The 17,337-nt window shown below is 65.0% G+C and carries 17 protein-coding genes; 6 read left to right on the top strand and 11 right to left on the bottom strand.

Annotated features, from left to right (window positions below; translation table 11 throughout):
- Positions 1–11: 11 nt before the first annotated feature.
- Complete coding sequence (locus tag XI05_RS25610; RefSeq protein ID WP_271506997.1) at positions 12–1,121, top strand: amidohydrolase family protein; 1,110 nt, start codon at positions 12–14, stop codon at positions 1,119–1,121.
- Positions 1,121–1,534 carry a Rieske (2Fe-2S) protein gene (locus XI05_RS25605; protein ID WP_271506995.1) on the top strand — a complete coding sequence of 138 codons (414 nt, stop codon included), beginning with the start codon at positions 1,121–1,123 and terminating at the stop codon, positions 1,532–1,534. Before XI05_RS25610 ends, XI05_RS25605 begins: the two co-directional genes overlap by 1 nt.
- Positions 1,535–1,652: 118 nt before the next feature.
- Here the strand turns inward: XI05_RS25605 and XI05_RS25600 are convergent, their stop codons facing one another.
- Entirely contained in the window at positions 1,653–2,984 is a 1,332-nt protein-coding gene (locus XI05_RS25600; RefSeq protein ID WP_172787030.1) for an MFS transporter, read from the bottom strand.
- A gap of 142 nt (positions 2,985–3,126) precedes the next feature.
- On the bottom strand, positions 3,127–4,026 hold the full coding sequence (locus tag XI05_RS25595; protein ID WP_271506993.1) for a transcriptional regulator GcvA: 900 nt from the start codon (positions 4,024–4,026) through the stop codon (positions 3,127–3,129).
- A gap of 110 nt (positions 4,027–4,136) precedes the next feature.
- Here XI05_RS25595 and XI05_RS25590 point away from each other — a divergent pair, with 110 nt between their 5' ends.
- Both XI05_RS25590 and XI05_RS25585 read left to right on the top strand, forming a co-directional pair.
- Complete coding sequence (locus XI05_RS25590; protein WP_271506991.1) at positions 4,137–4,340, top strand: DUF1127 domain-containing protein; 204 nt, start codon at positions 4,137–4,139, stop codon at positions 4,338–4,340.
- Between the two features lie 67 nt (positions 4,341–4,407).
- Positions 4,408–5,031, top strand: coding sequence for a GNAT family N-acetyltransferase (locus XI05_RS25585; protein ID WP_271506989.1), 624 nt, complete (start codon positions 4,408–4,410; stop codon positions 5,029–5,031).
- 190 nt (positions 5,032–5,221) lie between these two features.
- Here XI05_RS25585 and XI05_RS25580 read toward each other — a convergent pair whose 3' ends face one another.
- Both XI05_RS25580 and XI05_RS25575 read right to left on the bottom strand, forming a co-directional pair.
- Positions 5,222–6,052 carry an enoyl-CoA hydratase gene (locus XI05_RS25580; protein WP_271506987.1) on the bottom strand — a complete coding sequence of 277 codons (831 nt, stop codon included), beginning with the start codon at positions 6,050–6,052 and terminating at the stop codon, positions 5,222–5,224.
- Positions 6,053–6,166: 114 nt separating this feature from the next.
- Positions 6,167–6,868, bottom strand: a complete 702-nt coding sequence (locus XI05_RS25575; RefSeq protein ID WP_271506985.1) for an SDR family oxidoreductase — start codon at positions 6,866–6,868, stop codon at positions 6,167–6,169.
- 222 nt (positions 6,869–7,090) lie between these two features.
- On the opposite strand from XI05_RS25575, the gene XI05_RS25570 reads away from it, so the two are divergent.
- The gene (locus XI05_RS25570; RefSeq protein WP_271506983.1) at positions 7,091–8,875 is read left to right on the top strand and encodes an acyl-CoA dehydrogenase family protein; all 1,785 of its coding nucleotides are present in this window, start codon (positions 7,091–7,093) and stop codon (positions 8,873–8,875) included.
- Between the two features lie 44 nt (positions 8,876–8,919).
- Entirely contained in the window at positions 8,920–10,008 is a 1,089-nt protein-coding gene (locus XI05_RS25565) for a Zn-dependent alcohol dehydrogenase (protein ID WP_035997137.1), read from the top strand.
- Positions 10,009–10,156: 148 nt separating this feature from the next.
- Here XI05_RS25565 and XI05_RS25560 read toward each other — a convergent pair whose 3' ends face one another.
- The 7 genes from XI05_RS25560 to XI05_RS25530 all read right to left on the bottom strand — a co-directional run bounded on the left by XI05_RS25560 (position 10,157) and on the right by XI05_RS25530 (position 17,294).
- The gene (locus XI05_RS25560) at positions 10,157–10,510 is read right to left on the bottom strand and encodes a nuclear transport factor 2 family protein (RefSeq protein ID WP_271506981.1); all 354 of its coding nucleotides are present in this window, start codon (positions 10,508–10,510) and stop codon (positions 10,157–10,159) included.
- A gap of 162 nt (positions 10,511–10,672) precedes the next feature.
- Positions 10,673–12,145, bottom strand: a complete 1,473-nt coding sequence (locus tag XI05_RS25555) for an amidase (protein ID WP_271506980.1) — start codon at positions 12,143–12,145, stop codon at positions 10,673–10,675.
- Positions 12,146–12,388: 243 nt separating this feature from the next.
- On the bottom strand, positions 12,389–13,360 hold the full coding sequence (gene mbfA, locus XI05_RS25550) for an iron exporter MbfA (protein WP_271506978.1): 972 nt from the start codon (positions 13,358–13,360) through the stop codon (positions 12,389–12,391).
- A gap of 67 nt (positions 13,361–13,427) precedes the next feature.
- Positions 13,428–14,576: an alpha/beta hydrolase gene (locus XI05_RS25545; protein WP_271506977.1), complete on the bottom strand. Its 1,149-nt coding sequence runs from the start codon at positions 14,574–14,576 to the stop codon at positions 13,428–13,430.
- A gap of 212 nt (positions 14,577–14,788) precedes the next feature.
- On the bottom strand, positions 14,789–15,658 hold the full coding sequence (locus tag XI05_RS25540; protein WP_271506976.1) for an MBL fold metallo-hydrolase: 870 nt from the start codon (positions 15,656–15,658) through the stop codon (positions 14,789–14,791).
- 15 nt (positions 15,659–15,673) lie between these two features.
- Entirely contained in the window at positions 15,674–16,285 is a 612-nt protein-coding gene (locus XI05_RS25535) for a glutathione S-transferase family protein (protein WP_271506975.1), read from the bottom strand.
- A gap of 166 nt (positions 16,286–16,451) precedes the next feature.
- Positions 16,452–17,294 carry a fumarylacetoacetate hydrolase family protein gene (locus XI05_RS25530; protein ID WP_271506973.1) on the bottom strand — a complete coding sequence of 281 codons (843 nt, stop codon included), beginning with the start codon at positions 17,292–17,294 and terminating at the stop codon, positions 16,452–16,454.
- Positions 17,295–17,337 lie beyond the last annotated feature (43 nt).

Genomic DNA, 17,337 nt, shown 5'->3' with positions numbered 1-17,337 from the left:
GAGGCAAGGCGATGAATATCCAGTTCCGCGAGAACCAAGAAGCCGCTTCCCCACTGACCGTCAAAACCGCGATCGCGGACTGCGACATCCATCCGGCACGCGCGACCCGCACCGAGCTCTATCCCTATCTCGCCAAACGCTGGCAGCATCACCTCGAAGTCTATGGTGTCCATGCCTATCAGGGCATGATGGAAGGTCCGCCCTATCCGAAGGCCCAGCCCAACGCCTCGCGCCGCGATGCCTATCCGCCGGAAGGCGGCCCGCAGGGCTCCTCGCTCGCCTTCATGCAGAAGCAGCTGCTCGATCCCAACAACGTGCAGCTCGGCGTGCTCAATCCGCTCAACACCGGGCAGGGCATCCGCAATCACGAGCTCTCGGCCGCTTTGTGCTCGGCGATCAACGATTGGCAGATCGACAAATGGACCAGCAAGGACAAGCGGCTGAAAGCCTCCATCGTCGTCGGCAATGAGGACGGGCTGTCGGCCGCCGCCGAGATCCGCGAGCGCGCCGGCGACAAGAACTTCGTGCAGGTGCTGCTGCTCAGCCGCAACGTCGAGCCCCTCGGCCAGCGCCGCTATTGGCCGATCTATCAGGCGGCGGAAGAGGCCGGCCTTCCCGTCGGCGTGCACGCCTTCGGCTTTGGCGGCAATCCGATCACGCCGTCGGGCTGGCCATCCTATTACATCGAGGAGATGGTCGGGCATTCGCAGTGCCAGCAATCGGCGCTGGCGAGCCTGGTTTTGGAGGGCGTGTTCGAGCGCTTCCCGAAACTGAAGATGGTGATGATCGAGGCCGGCTTCGGCTGGGCGCCGTCATTGGCATGGCGGCTCGACAAGGCCTGGCAGCGGCTGCGCAGCGAGGTGCCGCATGTGAAGCGGCCGCCGTCGGAATATATCCGCGAGCAGGTGTGGTGGACGACGCAGCCGATGGAGGATCCTGAAAGCCGCGAGAATCTGTTCGACGTCATCAAGTGGATCGGCTGGGACCGCCTGCTGTTCGCGACCGACTATCCGCATTGGGACTATGACGAGCCCTCGCGCGTCTTGCCGGCGGGCGTCAGCGAAGCCAACCGCGAGGCGTTCTATCTCGGCAATGCAAAGAAGCTGTACGGAATAAATTGATGGCGCGGCATGTGATTGCCGCGGTCGACGAGCTTCCGCCGGGCACGCGAAAATTCCTGGAGATCGACGGACGGCCGATCGCAGTCTTCAACATCAAGGGCGAATATTTCGGCCTGATGAACCGCTGCCCGCATCAGGGCGCGGCGCTGTGCGAGGGGCCCTTGATCGGGCTCGCACAGTCGCGCAATCCGGGCGAGATCGAATACACCAAGCTCGGCGAGATCATCCGCTGCCCCTGGCACGGCTGGGAGTTCGACATCCGCACCGGCCAGTCCTATTGCGATCCCCGCCGCTTTCGCGTGAAGGCCTATCCGGCCCATGTCGAGCCCGGCGCGAGCGTGGTAAAGGGACCGTATGTCGCCGAGACGATTCCGGTGAAAGTCGAGAGCGACTACGTGGTGGTGGAGCTGTAGCTCTCGCCGTCATTCCGGGGCAGCCCGCAGGGCTGAACCCGGAATCCATCGTGCAACAGAATGCTGTGAGAAATGGATTCCGGGCTCGCGCAACGCGCGCCCCGGAATGATACCTGCCTCAACGCCCTGCAACCGGCTCCGGCACCGCATCATAGGTCGGCACCGCCTTGCCGCCGCCGCGATACACCGTCGAGGCCGCGATGATGCCGAGCAGTGCTGCGAACATCAGCCAGAAGCCGGGCGAGGCCTTGTCGCCGGTGCGCTCGATCAGCCAGGTCGAGGCGAACGGGGTGAATGTGCCGAACAGGGCGGCGGCGAGCGCGAAGGCGAGCGAGAAGCAGGTTGTGCGCACGTGCGCCGGCACGATCTCGACCAGTGCGCCGAGCATGGTGCCGCTGTAGACGCCGAAATAGAACGAGAACATCATCTCGACCGCGAGCAGCTTGCCGAAGGTCGGCGCCGCCACCAGCCAGTGCAGCGCCGGATAGGCGGTGACGAGCGAAAGGCCCGCGATGGCGAGCAGCACCGGCTTGCGACCGATGCGATCGGACAGCGCGCCGCCGACCGGATTCCAGATGAAATTGGTGACGGCGACGAGCAACGTGACCAGCAACGCGTCCTGCGTTGATAGCTTCAGAACGGTCTTGCCGAAGGTCGGCGTGTACACCGTGACGAAGTAGAACGTCGTCGTGGTCAGGATCGCGATCATCATACCGAGGACGACGATGCGCCAGTTGGCGAGCGCGGAGGCGAACACCTCGCGCGTCGTCGGATGCTTCCTCATGGCGAGGAAGGCCGGCGTCTCCTCCAGCGTCCGCCGCAGGACGAAGATCAGGGGAATGATCAGGCAGCCCACGAAGAAGGGAATGCGCCAGCCCCAGGCGGCGACGGTGTCGGCCGGCATCACCTCGGAAAGAATGAAACCGAGGATCGAAGCCACGAAGATCGCGACCTGCTGGCTCGCCGATTGGAACGAGGTGTAGAAGCCGCGATTGCCAGGCGTTGCGATTTCCGCGAGATACACCGACACGCCGCCGAGTTCGACGCCGGCGGAGAAGCCTTGCAGCAGCCGGCCGATCAGCACGATGATCGGCGCGGCGATGCCGATGGTCGCATAGCTCGGGCAGAACGCGATAACGACGGTGCCGAAGGCCATGATGCCGAGCGTGACGATCAGGCCCTGGCGGCGGCCGATGCGGTCGATATAGGCCCCGAGCACGATGGCGCCGACCGGACGCATCAAGGCGCCGAGCCAGAACACGCCGAACGTGTTGAGCAGCGACGCCGTCTCGTTGGTGGACGGGAAGAACGCCTTGCCGATCGCGGCGGCATAGAAGCCGAACAGGAAGAAGTCGAACTGCTCGAGGAAATTGCCGCTCGTGGCGCGCAGGATCGCGCCGATGCGCGACTTGATGGCGGGCGAATTGGTTGAGGTGGCTGGTCCAGCCATGGCATTGCTCCCCTTCAAGACGTGGCCGGACCGGGAATCATTCACGGCAAGGCGACAGATTGATGCTGCGACAATCTGTCATACCCCTTCCCGCGCGAGAAGCGGCGAGTCAATCCGTTTTGCAGAGGAAGCTGCTGATTTTTCAGGCCTTATTTTGCGTTGCAGCAATCAACCATTGCCGGAACGCAGCCAGCTTTGGCGCTTCCCGATGGCCTTCCGGCGCGACCAGGTAGAACCCGGCATCGGCAGGCAGCGCGATCTTGAAGGGGACCACGAGGCGGCCCTTGGCGATGTCGTCCTGCACGTAGGAGGTCCGTCCCATCGCCACGCCGATGCCGTCGATCGCGGCCTGGATGGTCATGAAGATCATGTCGAAGGTGATGCCGGGATGCCGCGCGATTTCGGCCGGCAGGCCCGCCGCGGTCAGCCACAGCCGCCAGTCGTCGCTGTTGGTGCTCGACGTGTGCAGCAGCGGATGGTTGCGTAAATCCTCGGGGCGGCGCAGCGGCTTGTCGCCGCGCAGCAGCGAGGGGCTGCACACCGGAAACAGCTCATCCGCCATCAGCCAGTCGGCGCGCAGGCCCGGCCACTGGCCGCGGCCATAGCGAATCGCGGCATCGACATTGTCGCGCTGGAAGTCGACGAAGCTGGTCGAGGTGGTGATGCGCACGTCGATGCCGGGATGCTGCTCCTGGAAATCGGTCAGCCGCGGTAGCAGCCATTTGGCGGCGAGCGAGGCCAGCGTCGACACCGTCAGCACCTTGTCGTCGTCCTTGCGCAAGAGACGGTCGGTGGCGAGGCGCAAATCGTTGAAGGCGGCGCGGACGCCCGGCAAATAGTCGCGCGCCTCCGGCGTCAGCGCCAACGCGCGGTTCTGCCGGATGAACAGGCGGATGCCGAGCTCCTCCTCCAGCCTGCGGATCTGATGGCTGATCGCGGTCTGGGTCACGTTCAGCTCGCTGGCGGCGAGCGTGAAGCTGAGATGGCGGGCGGCGGCCTCGAACGCACGCAATCCGTTCAGGGAGGGCAATCTGGCAGTCATTTGGCAGCAGGATGCATGACGTTATTTCATGCGAAAAGGTACAAATTGTCGTTTGTCGCGGCGCGGAAGGAGGCAGATATTAGCGGTCAACTTAGCTCCAGGAGCTGCAAATGTCTACCTTGACCGACAATTCGATGACAAATCATCATGCGCACGGCCTCCTCTACCAGATCGGCGAGACCCTTCACGTCTGGCACGAACGCTACCGGACCCGGCGCGAGCTGACCCACTGGACCGCCCGTGACCTCCACGACGTCGGGCTGTCCTGGTCCGACGTTGCCTACGAGGCCGACAAACCCTTCTGGCGGGCCTGATTGGCCGCCAGGCCGGCGCCGCCTGAGCACAGGGGCGCCGGCGGTCCCTTTCACCAGGGCATGTGTCATGAGCACCCTTCGCCTCGAAGACCTCAAGCAATATTCGGACACGCTGCGCACAAGGCACGGTGAGCGGCTCAATGTCCGCTTCGTCGAGCCGCGCGACACCGATGAGCTGCAGCACTATTTCCGCGCGCTCTCGACCCGCTCCCGCTACAACCGCTTCTTCGGCGCGATCAGCGAATTGCCGAAGGGCCTGCTGCACGATTTCCTCGAGGTCGGCGAGCGCGATCGCTTCACCGTCGTGGCGACGATGATGGTCGACGGCTTCGAGACCATCGTGGCGGAAGCGCGCTATGCCTTCAATGCCGAGACCGCGACGCTCGAGTTCGGCCTCTCGGTCGACGACCGCTGGCAGGGTCACGGCATCGCCACCGCGCTGATGAAGAACCTCGAATGCCGCGCGGCTGCGCTTCGAGCCGAGCACATGTTCGGCGACACGCTGCGCTCCAACGAGACCATGGTCTCGCTCGCGCGCAAATCCGGCTTCACGTTCGTCAACCATCCTGATGACTGGAAGCTGGTGCGCTTCGACAAGGAGATCAACCTCGCGCCGCAGGACATTCCCTGTGCGAGCTGGCGCCTCGCCGCCCTTTCCCGTCAGGCCGACAGCCCCTCAGCCTCGGCCTGACATGACTGCAGCCCGGCCTGGCCATGCCAGAGCCGGGCATTTTTTTGTGCTTCGCGGTCTCTCCCTCCATCGTCATTCCGGGGCGCGCGCAGCGCGAACCCGGAATCCATTTCACCGCGCGTTTTGCGACCCAATGGATTCCGGGCTCGGTGCTACGCATCGCCCCGGAATGACCGCGCTTGTTTCGGAGCTACTTCCCCGTGAACACCGCCTTGCGCTTCTCGATGAAGGCCTGCACGGCCTCCTTGTGGTCTGCGGTCGTGGTGAGGCGGACCAGCCGTTCGGCTTCGTGGTCGCGCGCGGTTTCGAAGTCGAACAGCAGGGCCTCGTCGAGATTGTCCTTCATGTAGCGCAGCGCGACGCGCGGGCCTTCGGCGAGCGATTTCGCCAGCGCGAACGCCTCGGTCTGCAATTTGTCGTCGGGTACGACGCGGTTGACGAGGCCGATCGCCTCGGCGCGTGCGGCATCGACGCGGTCGCCGGTGAACATCAACTCGCGCGCCCGCGCGGTGCCGACCAGCCGAGTCAGCAGCCAGGCGATGCCGTAATCGCCGCTGAGCGCGATGCGGGCATAGCCGGTGGCGACGAAGGCCGATTGCGCCGCGATGCGGATGTCGCAGGCCATCGCGATGGCAAGCCCGGCTCCGACCGCGGGGCCGGGGAGCGCAGCGATGGTCGGCTTGCGCACCGACACCAGCGCGCCGGTGAGCAGCCGCTGCCGCTCCTGAAGGTCGGCGATGCGATCGTCCAGCGACATCTCGAGCTTCTTGGGATCGCGATGCGCGCCCATGCCCTTGACGTTGCCGCCGGCGCAGAAGGCTTCGCCCGCGCCGGTGAGCAGCAGCGCGCCAACGTTCGGATCCTCTGCGCAGGTCCGGATCATGCTGCGCAGCGCCGGCGTCAGCACATCCGACAGCGAGTTGCGCGCCTCCGGCCGGTTCAGCGTGATGACAGCGACGCGGTCGCGGATGACGCAGAGGAGTTCATTGGTGCCGGTGTCGATGGTGGTTTCGCTGCTCATTGTTCCTCCCTGCTCTCGTAGGGTGGGCAAAGCGAAGCGTGCCCACCATTGTTTCTTAAGTTCGGATCGTGGGCACGGCGCTTCGCGCCTTTGCCCACCCTACGGAAGCTTGCTTCAAAACCTCTCCACCCAGGGCCGCAGCTCCAGCTCCCAGCTCCAGGCGCTGCGCGGCTGCTGCAGCACGTTCCAATAGCTCTGTGCGATCGCATCGGGATCGAGCATCGAATCCGGCTTGTCCGCCGGCTCGCTTCGCGCCGCGCTCCTGATGCCGCCGTCGATGACGAAATGCGCGACATGGATACCCTGCGGCGACAATTCGCGCGCCATGCTCTGCGCAAGGCCGCGCAGCGCGAATTTGCCCATCGCGAAGGGAGCGGACTGCGCGTAGCCCTTGACGCTGGCGGAAGCGCCGGTGAACAGGATCGCGCCGTGCTGGTTCGGCAGCATGCGCTTGGCCGCCTGCTGCGCCACCAGGAAGCCGCCATAGGCGCTGACCGCGATCGCCTGCGCGACGTCGGCGGGAACGAGGTCGACGAACGGCCCGCGCGTCCGGCCGCTGGCATTGTAGACGACGAGGTCGGGCGTGCCGATCTCGCGCTCGACCAGGCCGAACAGCCGCTCCACCTCGTCGGGCTCGGTGGCGTTGCAGGCATAGGCCTTCGCCCCGGTCTCGGTGCAGAGCGCGCCAAGCTTCTCGATCTTGCGCGCGGCGAGCGCGACGCGGATGCCCTGCGCCGCAAGCAGGCGCGCCAGCGATGCGCTGAGGCCTTCGCCGGCACCGACGATGAGGGCGATCTTGTATTTCGGATGTTCCATTTGGTGATCTCTCGCAGACGGGGAGCCGTTGATCTAGGCACGGTCCGTGCGGACAACCAGCCGGCGCGGCCACAATTCCGCAGGGCGAATTGCTCCCTCGCGGCGATCATGCCGCCCTGACATTTTGCGGCTTTATCGCTGTCCGCGACGGGAGCATGATCGACATCATCCAAAGCGGCAAGCGCAAAGAATTGCCGTGGGACGGAAACGAAGAGGACGATCATGCCCGGACCGGTCACAGCGCAGCCAAAAGATATCGCGGCCGCACCCTCCGGCCTGCTGGCGCCCGATACGTCCGGCATGAATTTCTACCGCGCCGATCCCGCGCTCACGGACCTGCTCCGCATTCATCTGCCGGAGAATCTGTTCCGCCACATCGAGCCGCATCTCGATCGCCTCGGCGAGCTCGCCGGCGGCCATCTCGATGAATGCGCGCGGCTTGCCGACCGCCACACGCCCATCCTGCACCAGCGCGACAAGTTCGGCCGCGACGTGCAATGGATCGAATATCACCCGGCCTATCGCGAGCTGGAGAACGCCGCGTTCGGCCAGTTCGGCATCCACGCGCTCTCGATCGCCAAGGGCATCATGGGCTGGCCGGACAAATATCCTGTCGTCGCCAAGCATGCCTTCACCTTCCTGTTCAACCAGACCGAATTCGGCATGGGCTGCCCGATCAACGTCACCGACGGCTGCGCCAAGCTGCTCGCGAATTTCGGCAGCGAGGCGTTGAAGGCGAAATATCTGGATGGCCTGACCTCGACCGACATGAGCAAGCTGACGCAAGGCGGCCAGTTCATGACCGAAAAGGAGGGCGGCTCCGACGTCGGCACGCTGACCACGCGCGCGGTGCAGGAGGGCGACCATTGGCGCCTCTATGGCGAGAAATGGTTCTGCTCGAATGCCGATGCGAAAGTCGTGATGCTGCTGGCGCGCCCCGAAGGCGCCGGCCCCGGCACGCGCGGCGTCGGCCTGTTCCTGATGCCGCGCTTCCTCGAAGACGGCTCGCAGAACCACTACCGGATCGTGCGCCTCAAGGACAAGCTCGGCACCCGCTCGATGGCCTCGGGCGAGATCAAGCTCGAAGGCGCGATCGCCTACGCGGTCGGCAAGCTCGACCGCGGCTTCGTGCAGATGGCCGAGATGGTGAATTCCTCGCGGCTCTCCAACGGCGTCAAGTCCACCGCGCTGATGCGCCGCGCCTATCATGACGCGATGACGGTGGCGAAGAGCCGCGTCGTGTTCGGCCAGCGCATCATCGATCTGCCGCTGGGCCGGCGGCAGATGCTGAAGATCATGCTGCCGGTGGAGCAGGGCCTGTCGATGAGCTTCCTCACTGCGGACGCGCTCGACCGTGCCGAGGCCGGCAGCCAGGATGCCGCGGCGCTGCTGCGCATTCTCACGCCGACGCTCAAATTCCGCGCCACGCGCGACGCACGCAAGGTCTGCGGCGATGCGCTCGAGATGCGCGGCGGCATCGGCTATATCGAGGAATTCGCCACCGCCCGCCTGCTGCGCGATGCGCATCTCGGCTCGGTCTGGGAAGGCACCGGCAACATCGTCGCGATCGATGCGCTGCGGCGGGCGGTCGGTCGTCACGGCGCTGAGGCCGCACTCGCGGCCGATCTGCACGCCCGGCTCGACGACAGCGCCTCGGTGCCGCAGGCCTGGCGCGATCATCTGCGTGGCCTCACCGACCGCGCCGTCGGCTTCGCGCGCGAAGTCGCAGGCAAGTCCGAGAACGAAGCCGATGCGCGCCGCGCCACCAGCGTGCTCTATCACGTCGCCAGCGCAGTCGCCCTCGCCTGGGAAGCACACCGCATCCATGACATGCGCGGCGATGCGCGCCGGCTGCTGCTGTCGCGCCTCGTGATCGACCATCGCGTGACGCCGAACGATCCGTTCCGGCTGACGGAAAATGCCGCGCAAGCGAAGATCGCTTCGCTGCTGCTCGGCGATCGCGCCGCCAGCATGAGCGAGGTTGGCGAACTGGTCCTGGCAGCGTAGGCTGCGCGCTACGATCAAACAAAAAACGCGATAGGGAGTGTTCGATGAAGGCCGCCGTCCTCTATGAAGTCAACCAGCCGCTCGTCATCGAGGACATCAGCCTGCCGAAGCCTGGCCCGCGCGAGGTCTTGATCCGCACCGCAGTCGCCGGGCTCTGTCACTCCGATCTGCATTTCATGGAAGGGCTCTATCCGCATCCGCTGCCTGCGGTGCTCGGGCATGAATCCGCCGGCGTGGTCGAGCAGGTCGGCTCCGACGTCACCTATGTCAAGCCGGGCGACCACGTCGTCACGTGTCTCTCCGTCTTCTGCGGCACCTGCGACAATTGCACCACCGGCCGCACCGTGCTCTGCACCGACGCGACGGTGAAGATGCTGCCGGGCGTCTCCAACCGCATGCAATGGTCGAAGCCGGAGAAGCTGCACCAATTCCTCAACCTCTCCTCCTTCGCCGAGCAGATGCTGGTGCACGAGAACGCCATCGTGAAGATCCGCAAGGACATGCCGCTCGATCTCGCCGCCCTGATCGGCTGCGGCGTCATCACCGGCTATGGCGCGGTGGTGAACACTGCGAAGGTGACCGCGGGCGAGACCGTGGCCGTGATCGGCTGCGGCGGCGTCGGCATGGCCGCGATCAACGGCGCGCAGATCGCCGGCGCCGGCCGTATCATCGCCATCGACACCAATCCCGCAAAACTCCAGCTCGCGACCAAGCTGGGCGCGACCGACATCATCAACCCGGCCGACGGCGATGTCGTGAAGCAGGTCCGCGACCTCACCAATGGCGGCGTGCATCATTCCTTCGAGGTGCTCGGCCGCAAGGAGACTGCCGAGCAGGCTTTTGCGATGCTCGCCTCCGGCGGCACCGCCACGATCGTTGGCATGATCCCGTTCGGGCAGAAGATCGAGCTGCATGGCTTCGACTTCCTGCGCGAGCGCAAGATCCAGGGCTCCTCGATGGGCTCGAACCATTTCCGCGTGGACATGCCGCGCCTGGTCGATTTCTACCTGCGTGGCCGGCTGCATCTGGAGGACTGGATCTCCGCCAAGCTGAAGCTCTCCGAGATCAACGAGGGCTTCGCCAACATGAAGGCGGGCAAGACGCTGCGCAGCGTGATCGTGTTCGATAGCTGATCCAAATTGAAGGTGTCATCGCCCGCGAAGGCGGGCGATCCAGTACGCCGCGGCGGCCGTTCGTCCGCCGAACTGCCGCCGCGGAGTACTGGATGCCCCGGTCGAGCCGGGGCATGACAGCGGAGAGTGTGTGGTCAGCGTCCCTTCTTCACCGCGACACGTGCGCCGACACCGCCAGCCATCTTCCCCTCGTCTTTGCCCAGCAATCGGTGTACCGCCCGCTCGCCTGCTGACCGTCCGCCGTCGTGTAACTCGTCGCGGCGTGGATGATCGCGAAGTCGCCCATGATGCGAATGATGACGTCGTGTGCATGCAAATTGCGGATCGCGATCGGCCGCGCCGTCTGCTCCAGGAAGGCGGCGCGGTCGACCAGCGTCTTGTCAGGATTGGAGCAATAGAACTCCGGCGCCAGGATCTCGTCGAAGCGCTTGACGTCGCAGTTCTGCACGGCGGCGACGTAGTCGCGATTGAGTGCGGTGAGCTGCTCGAGATCCTGACTCATGGTGCTTCCTCCCCGTCATTCCAGGGCGCGCGGAGCGCGAACCTGGAATCTCGATGTTATCTTACTCCGTCATTGCGAGCGGAGCGAAGCAATCCAGAAATGTCTCCGCGGACGCAGTCTGGATTGCTTCGTCGCAAGAGCTCCTCGCAATGACGGGAAGGACTAGTCACCAAATAATGGCGGCGGCACGAAGCCGCCGAACTCCCGCTCGACCAGCTCGGCGAGCTTGAGCGGCGTCCGATCTTCCAACCACGGACCGACGATCTGCATGCCGACGGGCAGGCCGCCTTTCGACAGGCCGAGCGGAACCGCCGTCGCCGGCAGGCCCGGAAGCGTTGCGATGCCCGGCCAGGCGAGCTGGTCGGAATAGGGGTAATCCTTGCCGTCGATACTGATCGTTCGCAGATCTTGTTCCGGCGAATGATCGTGCGGAAAGGCCGGCGTCGGCATGATCGGGCAGATCACCGCGTCGAAGCTTCCGAAAAACGCCCGCCATTGCGCGCGGAGGACGGCGCGGCTACCCGCATCCAGCACCCAGGCGCGGTGGCTCGCGGTGATGCCGCGCAGTCGTTCCGCGCCGAGGCTCGTGTCCTCCGGCGAGAGCTGGCTCGCCCGTGCCTGCGCGTCCGCCAGCTCGTCGGGAGGTAAGAACGCGCCGAGAAAGCCGAGCAGCATGCGCATGTAAAGCCGCGACGTCTCCGCGAAGTCCGGAAGCCGCGCGCTCTCGCGTGCGACGGTGACGCCGGCCTTCGCAAGATCGGTAGCAAGCTTGTCGATCGCGCCGCGGACATCCTGGTCGCTCGGCAGCAGCGGATGGCTGTCGATCACCAGGACACGAAAATCCCGCAGCGACTGATGCCGTGCGGCAGGCAAGTCGAGCTTGTAGGCGATCCCCCCCTCGAGCGGATCGGGTCCCGCCATGACGTCGAGCAGCAAGGACAGGTCCGCTGCCGTGCGCGCCATCGGCCCGATGACGGCGAGGTCGCCCTCGCGCGGAATCGCTGGAAACGGCGGCGGGGTCTCGCCGCGCGCCGCGCAGAGATTGAGGGTCGGCTTGTGGGCGAAGACGCCGCAATGAAATGCCGGCGCACGCAGGGAACCGCCAATGTCCGAGCCGGTGGCGAGCGCGCAATAGCCTGCGGCGAGGGCTGCCGCCGATCCCCCGGACGAACCGCCCGGCGTGCGGCCGAGATCGTAGGGGTTGTTGGTGGTGCCGTAGATGTCGTTATAGCTCTGCCAGTCGCCGAGCCCGACCGGCACGTTGGTCTTGCCGAGGATCACGCCGCCGGCCTGCTTGATGCGGGCCACCGCCAGCGCGTCTTCCACCGGCTTGAAGTCCTTCTGCGGTACGAATCCCCAGGTCGTCGGCAGGCCGGCGATGTTGAAGGATTCCTTGATCGTCGTGGGCAGGCCGAGCAGCGGCTTGCGCTCGCCGCGCGCCAGCGCCGCATCCGCCTCGCGCGCCGCGACGAGCGCGCGATCGAAATCGCGCACGCACACCGCGTTGATGCTGCCGTCGTGCCGGTCGATACGCGCGATCGCATCCTGCGTGAGCTCGACCGCCGAGACCTTCTTCGCATTCAATGCGGCCGACAATTCGACCGCGCTCTTGAAACTCCATTCCGATCCGGCCACGCGCTTCTCCCGCTCTGGTTGTTGAGGGATGATGCGCAGTTTGGCCCAACGTCGCAACGGCTGTTTGATCGAGATTGATATGCTGCTAGCCATCGGCGGCACGGCCAACACAAAGTCGGTGTCATCGCCCGGCTTAACCCGGGCGATCCAGTATTCCGCGGCGCCAGTTGTGTGAGTGAACTGCCGCCGCGGAATACTGGATGCCCTGGTCAAGCCGGGGCATGACAGCGAATGTGATGCGAACTACGCCGCCCCGATCACGATCCCCACCGCCAGCACGATGGCGCCGCCGAGCACGATCTGGAACACGGCTTGGAGGAACGGCGTGTCCATGTAGCGCGAGCGGATGAAGGCGATCGCCCACAATTCGAAGAATACGACGACGCAGGCGATCGCGGTCGCAATCCAGAATGCGTTGGCCCAGCTGTCGGGCACCAGATAAGGCGCGGTGTGGCCGAGCCCGCCGAGCGTCGTCATCGCGCCGCAAGTGATGCCGCGCAGCCAGGGCGAGCCGCGCCCGGTCAGCGAGCCGTCGTCGGACAGCGCTTCCGCAAACCCCATGCTGATGCCGGCCCCGATCGAGGCGGCGAGGCCGACCAGGAACGTCTGCCAGTTCTGGTGCGTGGCGAACGCTGCGGCAAACAGCGGCGCCAGCGTCGAGACCGATCCGTCCATCAGGCCGGCGAGGCCGGGCTGCACATATTGCAGCACGAACATGCGCCGGCGCGTGCGGTCCTCCTCGGCGCGCACGTCGGGCTTCAGGATCTCGTCGGTCAGTCTCGCGGCGGTGTGCTCGTGGCCCTTCTCGGCCTCGGCGAGATCGCCGAGCAGCCGGCGCACGTTGACGTCCTCGGCCTGCTCGGCGGCCTTGGCGTAGAAGCGCTCGGCCTCGAGCTCCATGGTCTCGACTTCCCGGCGGATCGTGTCGAGCGGCAGGTTCTTGGTCAGCCAGATCGGGCGGCGGCGCAGGAAGCCTTTGACGTCCTCGCGGCGGATCGGCGGCAGATGCTGGCCGAAGCGCTGCTCGTACATTTCAAGCAGCATGTGACGATGGCCGCGCTCCTCCTCGGCCATCTGCTCGAACAGTTTTGCCGAGTCCGGATAGCGCTCCTTCAGATCCTCGGCGAAGGTCATGTAGATGCGGCTGTCCTCCTCCTCGGAGGAGATCGCGACCGCCAGCACCTCACGCTCGGTCAGATCGGCAAAATTCTTCACAGCAGCACCGGCTTCCCTAGTTTAGAATAATTCTAAACTATATAGGAGGCAGCGGTTCCGGGTCAAATCAGGCCGCGTGGGCCTTTGCAAGGAAGTCCAGCAGCAGCCGGCTCACCGCGGCCGGCTGCTCCTGCTGCACCCAATGGCCGGCGCCGTCGACGAGATGGCAGCCGAGCATCCTGGTGCAGCCGCGCCCCTGCATTGCCTCGAATACCCCCGGACGCTGATAAGTGCCCCAATCCTGTTTGCCCGAGATGAAGCAGGAGGGCACGTCGATGCTGCGGCCGGCAAACAGCTGCATCTCATTGTTGAGCATGCCCGACGTGCCGTAGCGGTACCACTGCAGCCCGCCCTGGAATCCGGTGCGGCTGTATTCGGCGCTGTAGTAGGCGAGATCGCTGTCCGGCAGCCATAGGTTCGCGGCGATTGCTGCGGGCGAGGGCATCTCCTTCGCGACCGTCTCCGCCATGGTCTCGTGCAAGTCCATCACGTAATAGGTCGGCAGCTTCGCCAGCTCCTGCGCCGACCATGCTTGCAGCGGATAGGGCTTGTTGTCGGTCCAGTCCGCGCTCTTGTGATGATAATAGGCGCGCAGGAAATCATGCACGCCTTGCGGCGCGTGCTGCATGTCGGCATTGGCCGGACGGGTCGCGTAGTACCATTGATAGTGCTTGCGTGGACGCGGCAGCGCGGCGAGCTCGCGATGCACGGGGTCTTCCACCGCGGGCTTTGCTGGATTGTCGACGGTGCCGAATGGCAACGCCGGTGCTCCGCCGAACGGCGCGCTCATCAGCGTCACCGAGCGAAACACCTCGGGCCGGATCAAGGCGCACCAGGCCGCAACCGGGCTGCCGAAATCGTGCCCGGCGAGATCGACCTGCCTGTAACCGAACGCCGACACTAGGCCGAGCGCATCGCGCACGAGATTGAAGAGCGAGAACGGCGTGAGATCGTCGCCATACTCCGCGCTCCATCCCGTCGTGCGGCCATAGCCGCGCTGGTCCGGCGCGATCACGTGATAGCCGGCCGCGGCGAGTGTCGGCATCACCTTGCGCCAGGAGAAGGCGAGCTCGGGAAAGCCGTGCAGCAGCAGAATGCAGGGCCGGCCCTTGGTCTCGAAGCCGGCCTCCAGCACATGCATCCGCAATCCGTTGATGCCGTCGACGTAGCGCGAGCGGATTCCGGCGGGGAGAGGAATGTCGGGGAGTGCGGTCATCGTTTCCTCCACTCGAGTGTCTCTTACCCTCCCCTGGAGGGGGAGGGTCGATCGCGCGAAGCGCGAGCGGGGTGGGGTGATCTCTCCACTCGGGCAGTATTCAACGAGGATAGACCGTCACCCCACCTCGGTTCGCATTCCGCTTCGCTGCATGCGAACCGATCCTCCCCCTCCAGGGGAGGATGGGAGTCCGCGGCGTGAGCCGCGCTAGACTAAACCGACTCACACACGAACGCGTTGCCCTTGCGCTTGATCTTCCCCACCGACGGCGAGGGAAAATGCGCGGTGCAACACAGCGTGTCGGTGTCGCAATAGCGCTCCAGGAAGCTGCGGCGCGTTTTCGCGGCTGCGGCCGGATCGACGTCGAACTTGATCGACAGCTCCGGATAGAGCGTCTGCAGCGGCGAGTGCATGAGGTCGCCGGAGAACACCGCATCGTCCTTGCGGCTGCCCATCGTGATGGCGATATGGCCCGGCGTATGGCCAGGCGTCGGCAGGATGCGGACGTGATCGCCGATCGCATGGTCGTTGCCGACGAGCTCGTGCCTGTTAGCCTCGACCACCGGCAATACGCTGTCGACGAAAGGCGGGATCTCCGTCTTCGCATTCTGCGCAGACCAGTGATCGAATTCCTGCTTGGCGAAGACGTAGCGTGCCTTGGGGAAGGTCGGCACCCAGCGGCCGTTCTCCAGCCGCGTGTTCCAGCCGACGTGGTCGACATGCAGATGCGTGCACATCACGAAGTCGATGTCGTCGACCCCGAACCCGGCGGCGCCGAGGCCGCGCAGATAGGTGTCGTCGGTCTTCATGTTCCATTTCGGACGATTGGGCCGCGGCTTGTCGTTGCCGATGCAGCTGTCGACCAGGATGGTGTGGTGCGGCGTCTTCACCACGTAGGACTGGAAGCACAGCAGCAGCACGTCCTGCTCGTCCAGCGCCTTCGCCTCGCGCATCCAGGCGCGGTTCTCGGCCAACACGTCCGCCGTCAGTCCCGGCAGCATCTCCAGCGCCGGGACGAACGAGGTCTCCTGCTCGATGACACGATGGATGGTGAGATCGCCGACCGAGAATTTGAGGCTCATGAGAACTCCCGAAATTTATGCGGCCGGCGGCACCGAGATCTTGACCGAGGGCCGCTCCAGCATCTTCTGATAGAAGGTGTCGAGCTTCGGATAGGCCTTGCGCCAGCCGCAATCGGCGAAGCGGAAGTCGGCATAGCCGAGCACGCAAACGAGGCCGATCTGCGAGATGTCGAACGGGCCATTTAGCACCTCAGGCATGTTCTCGAAGCGCGCCATGCCGGTCCAGGCCCTGTTCCAGTGATCGTCCGACCAGGCCTGCCATTGCAGCCCCTGCGGCCGCACCATCTTCTCGTAGCGGCACAGCAGCATGGAATCGAGCATGCCATTGATCAGCGAGTGATTGGTCTTGGCCTTCCAGCGTCGCGGGCCGTAATCCGGGATCAGGCTGCCGCCCGCCATCTCGTTCAGATATTCGACGATGACGTAGGAATCCAGGATCACGTCGCCGTCGTTGGTGATCAGCACCGGCAGCTTCTTCAGCGGCGTGATCTTCGAATAGTCCTCGTTGGCCGTGCCCGGCGCGACGCTCGCGGGCACGAGTTCGATCTTGTCGATCAACCCGAGCTCGATCGCGGCGATGCGCACCTTGCGGGCAAAGGGCGAGGCGGGGGAAAAGGTGAGCTTCATGGGAATGTCCTGCGCGGTGACCGGCAATTGGTTTCGTCATTGCGAGCGAAGCGAAGCAATCCAGTCTGTCTCCGCGGAAATAGTCTGGATTGCTTCGTCGCCAGCGCAAAATTGCTTCGCAATTTTGTCGCGGGCTCCTCGCAATGACGGGAGAGGGGCGGAGGCCTTACGCCGCGATGATCTCCTGGCGCTGCTCGCCGAGACCTTCGATGCCGAGCGTCACGACGTCGCCGACATTGAGGAAGGTCGGCGGCTTCATGCCGAGGCCGACGCCGGGCGGGGTGCCCGTGGTGATGACGTCGCCGGGCAACAGCGTCATGAACTGCGAGACATAGGAGATGCACTTGGCCATCGAGAAGATCATGGTCTTGGTCGAGCCGGTCTGGCGGCGCTGGCCGTTGACGTCGAGCCACATCGACAGGTTCTGCACGTCCTTGATCTCGTCCTTGGTCGCGAGCCACGGCCCGAGCGGGCCGAACGTGTCGTGCGACTTGCCCTTGGTCCACTGGCCCAGGCGCTCGATCTGGAAGGCGCGCTCGGAGACGTCGTTGCAGACGCAATAGCCGGCGACGTGATTCGGCGCGTCGGCCTCCGAGACGTATTTGGCGCGGGTGCCGATGATGGCGGCGATCTCGACCTCCCAGTCGAGCTTGGTCGAGCCGCGCGGCTTCTCCACCGGATCGTTCGGGCCCGACAGCGAGGTGTTGGCCTTCATGAAGATGATCGGCTCGCTCGGAATCTCGGCGCCGGTCTCTTTGGCATGGTCGGAATAGTTGAGGCCGATCGCGATGAATTTCGAGATGCCGGTGACGGGCGCGCCGAACCGCGGCTTGCCGGACACGGCGGGCAGCGAGGCGGGATCGAGCGCCGCCAGCTTCTTCAAAGATTCCGGCGAATAGGCCTCACCCGTGAGGTCCTTCACATGCGCCGACAGGTCGCGCAACTGGCCGGATCTGTCGATCAGGCCGGGCTTTTCCGCCCCCTTCTCGCCATAACGAACAAGCTTCATTCTCGTTTCTCCCTGGAGATTGGACCGATCGGTTGAATAGCTT

Source organism: Bradyrhizobium sp. CCBAU 11357 (assembly GCF_028128865.1).
Lineage (GTDB): Bacteria > Pseudomonadota > Alphaproteobacteria > Rhizobiales > Xanthobacteraceae > Bradyrhizobium.
Note: the sequence above shows the minus strand (reverse complement) of the source record. Positions and strands in the feature narration are given on the sequence as shown.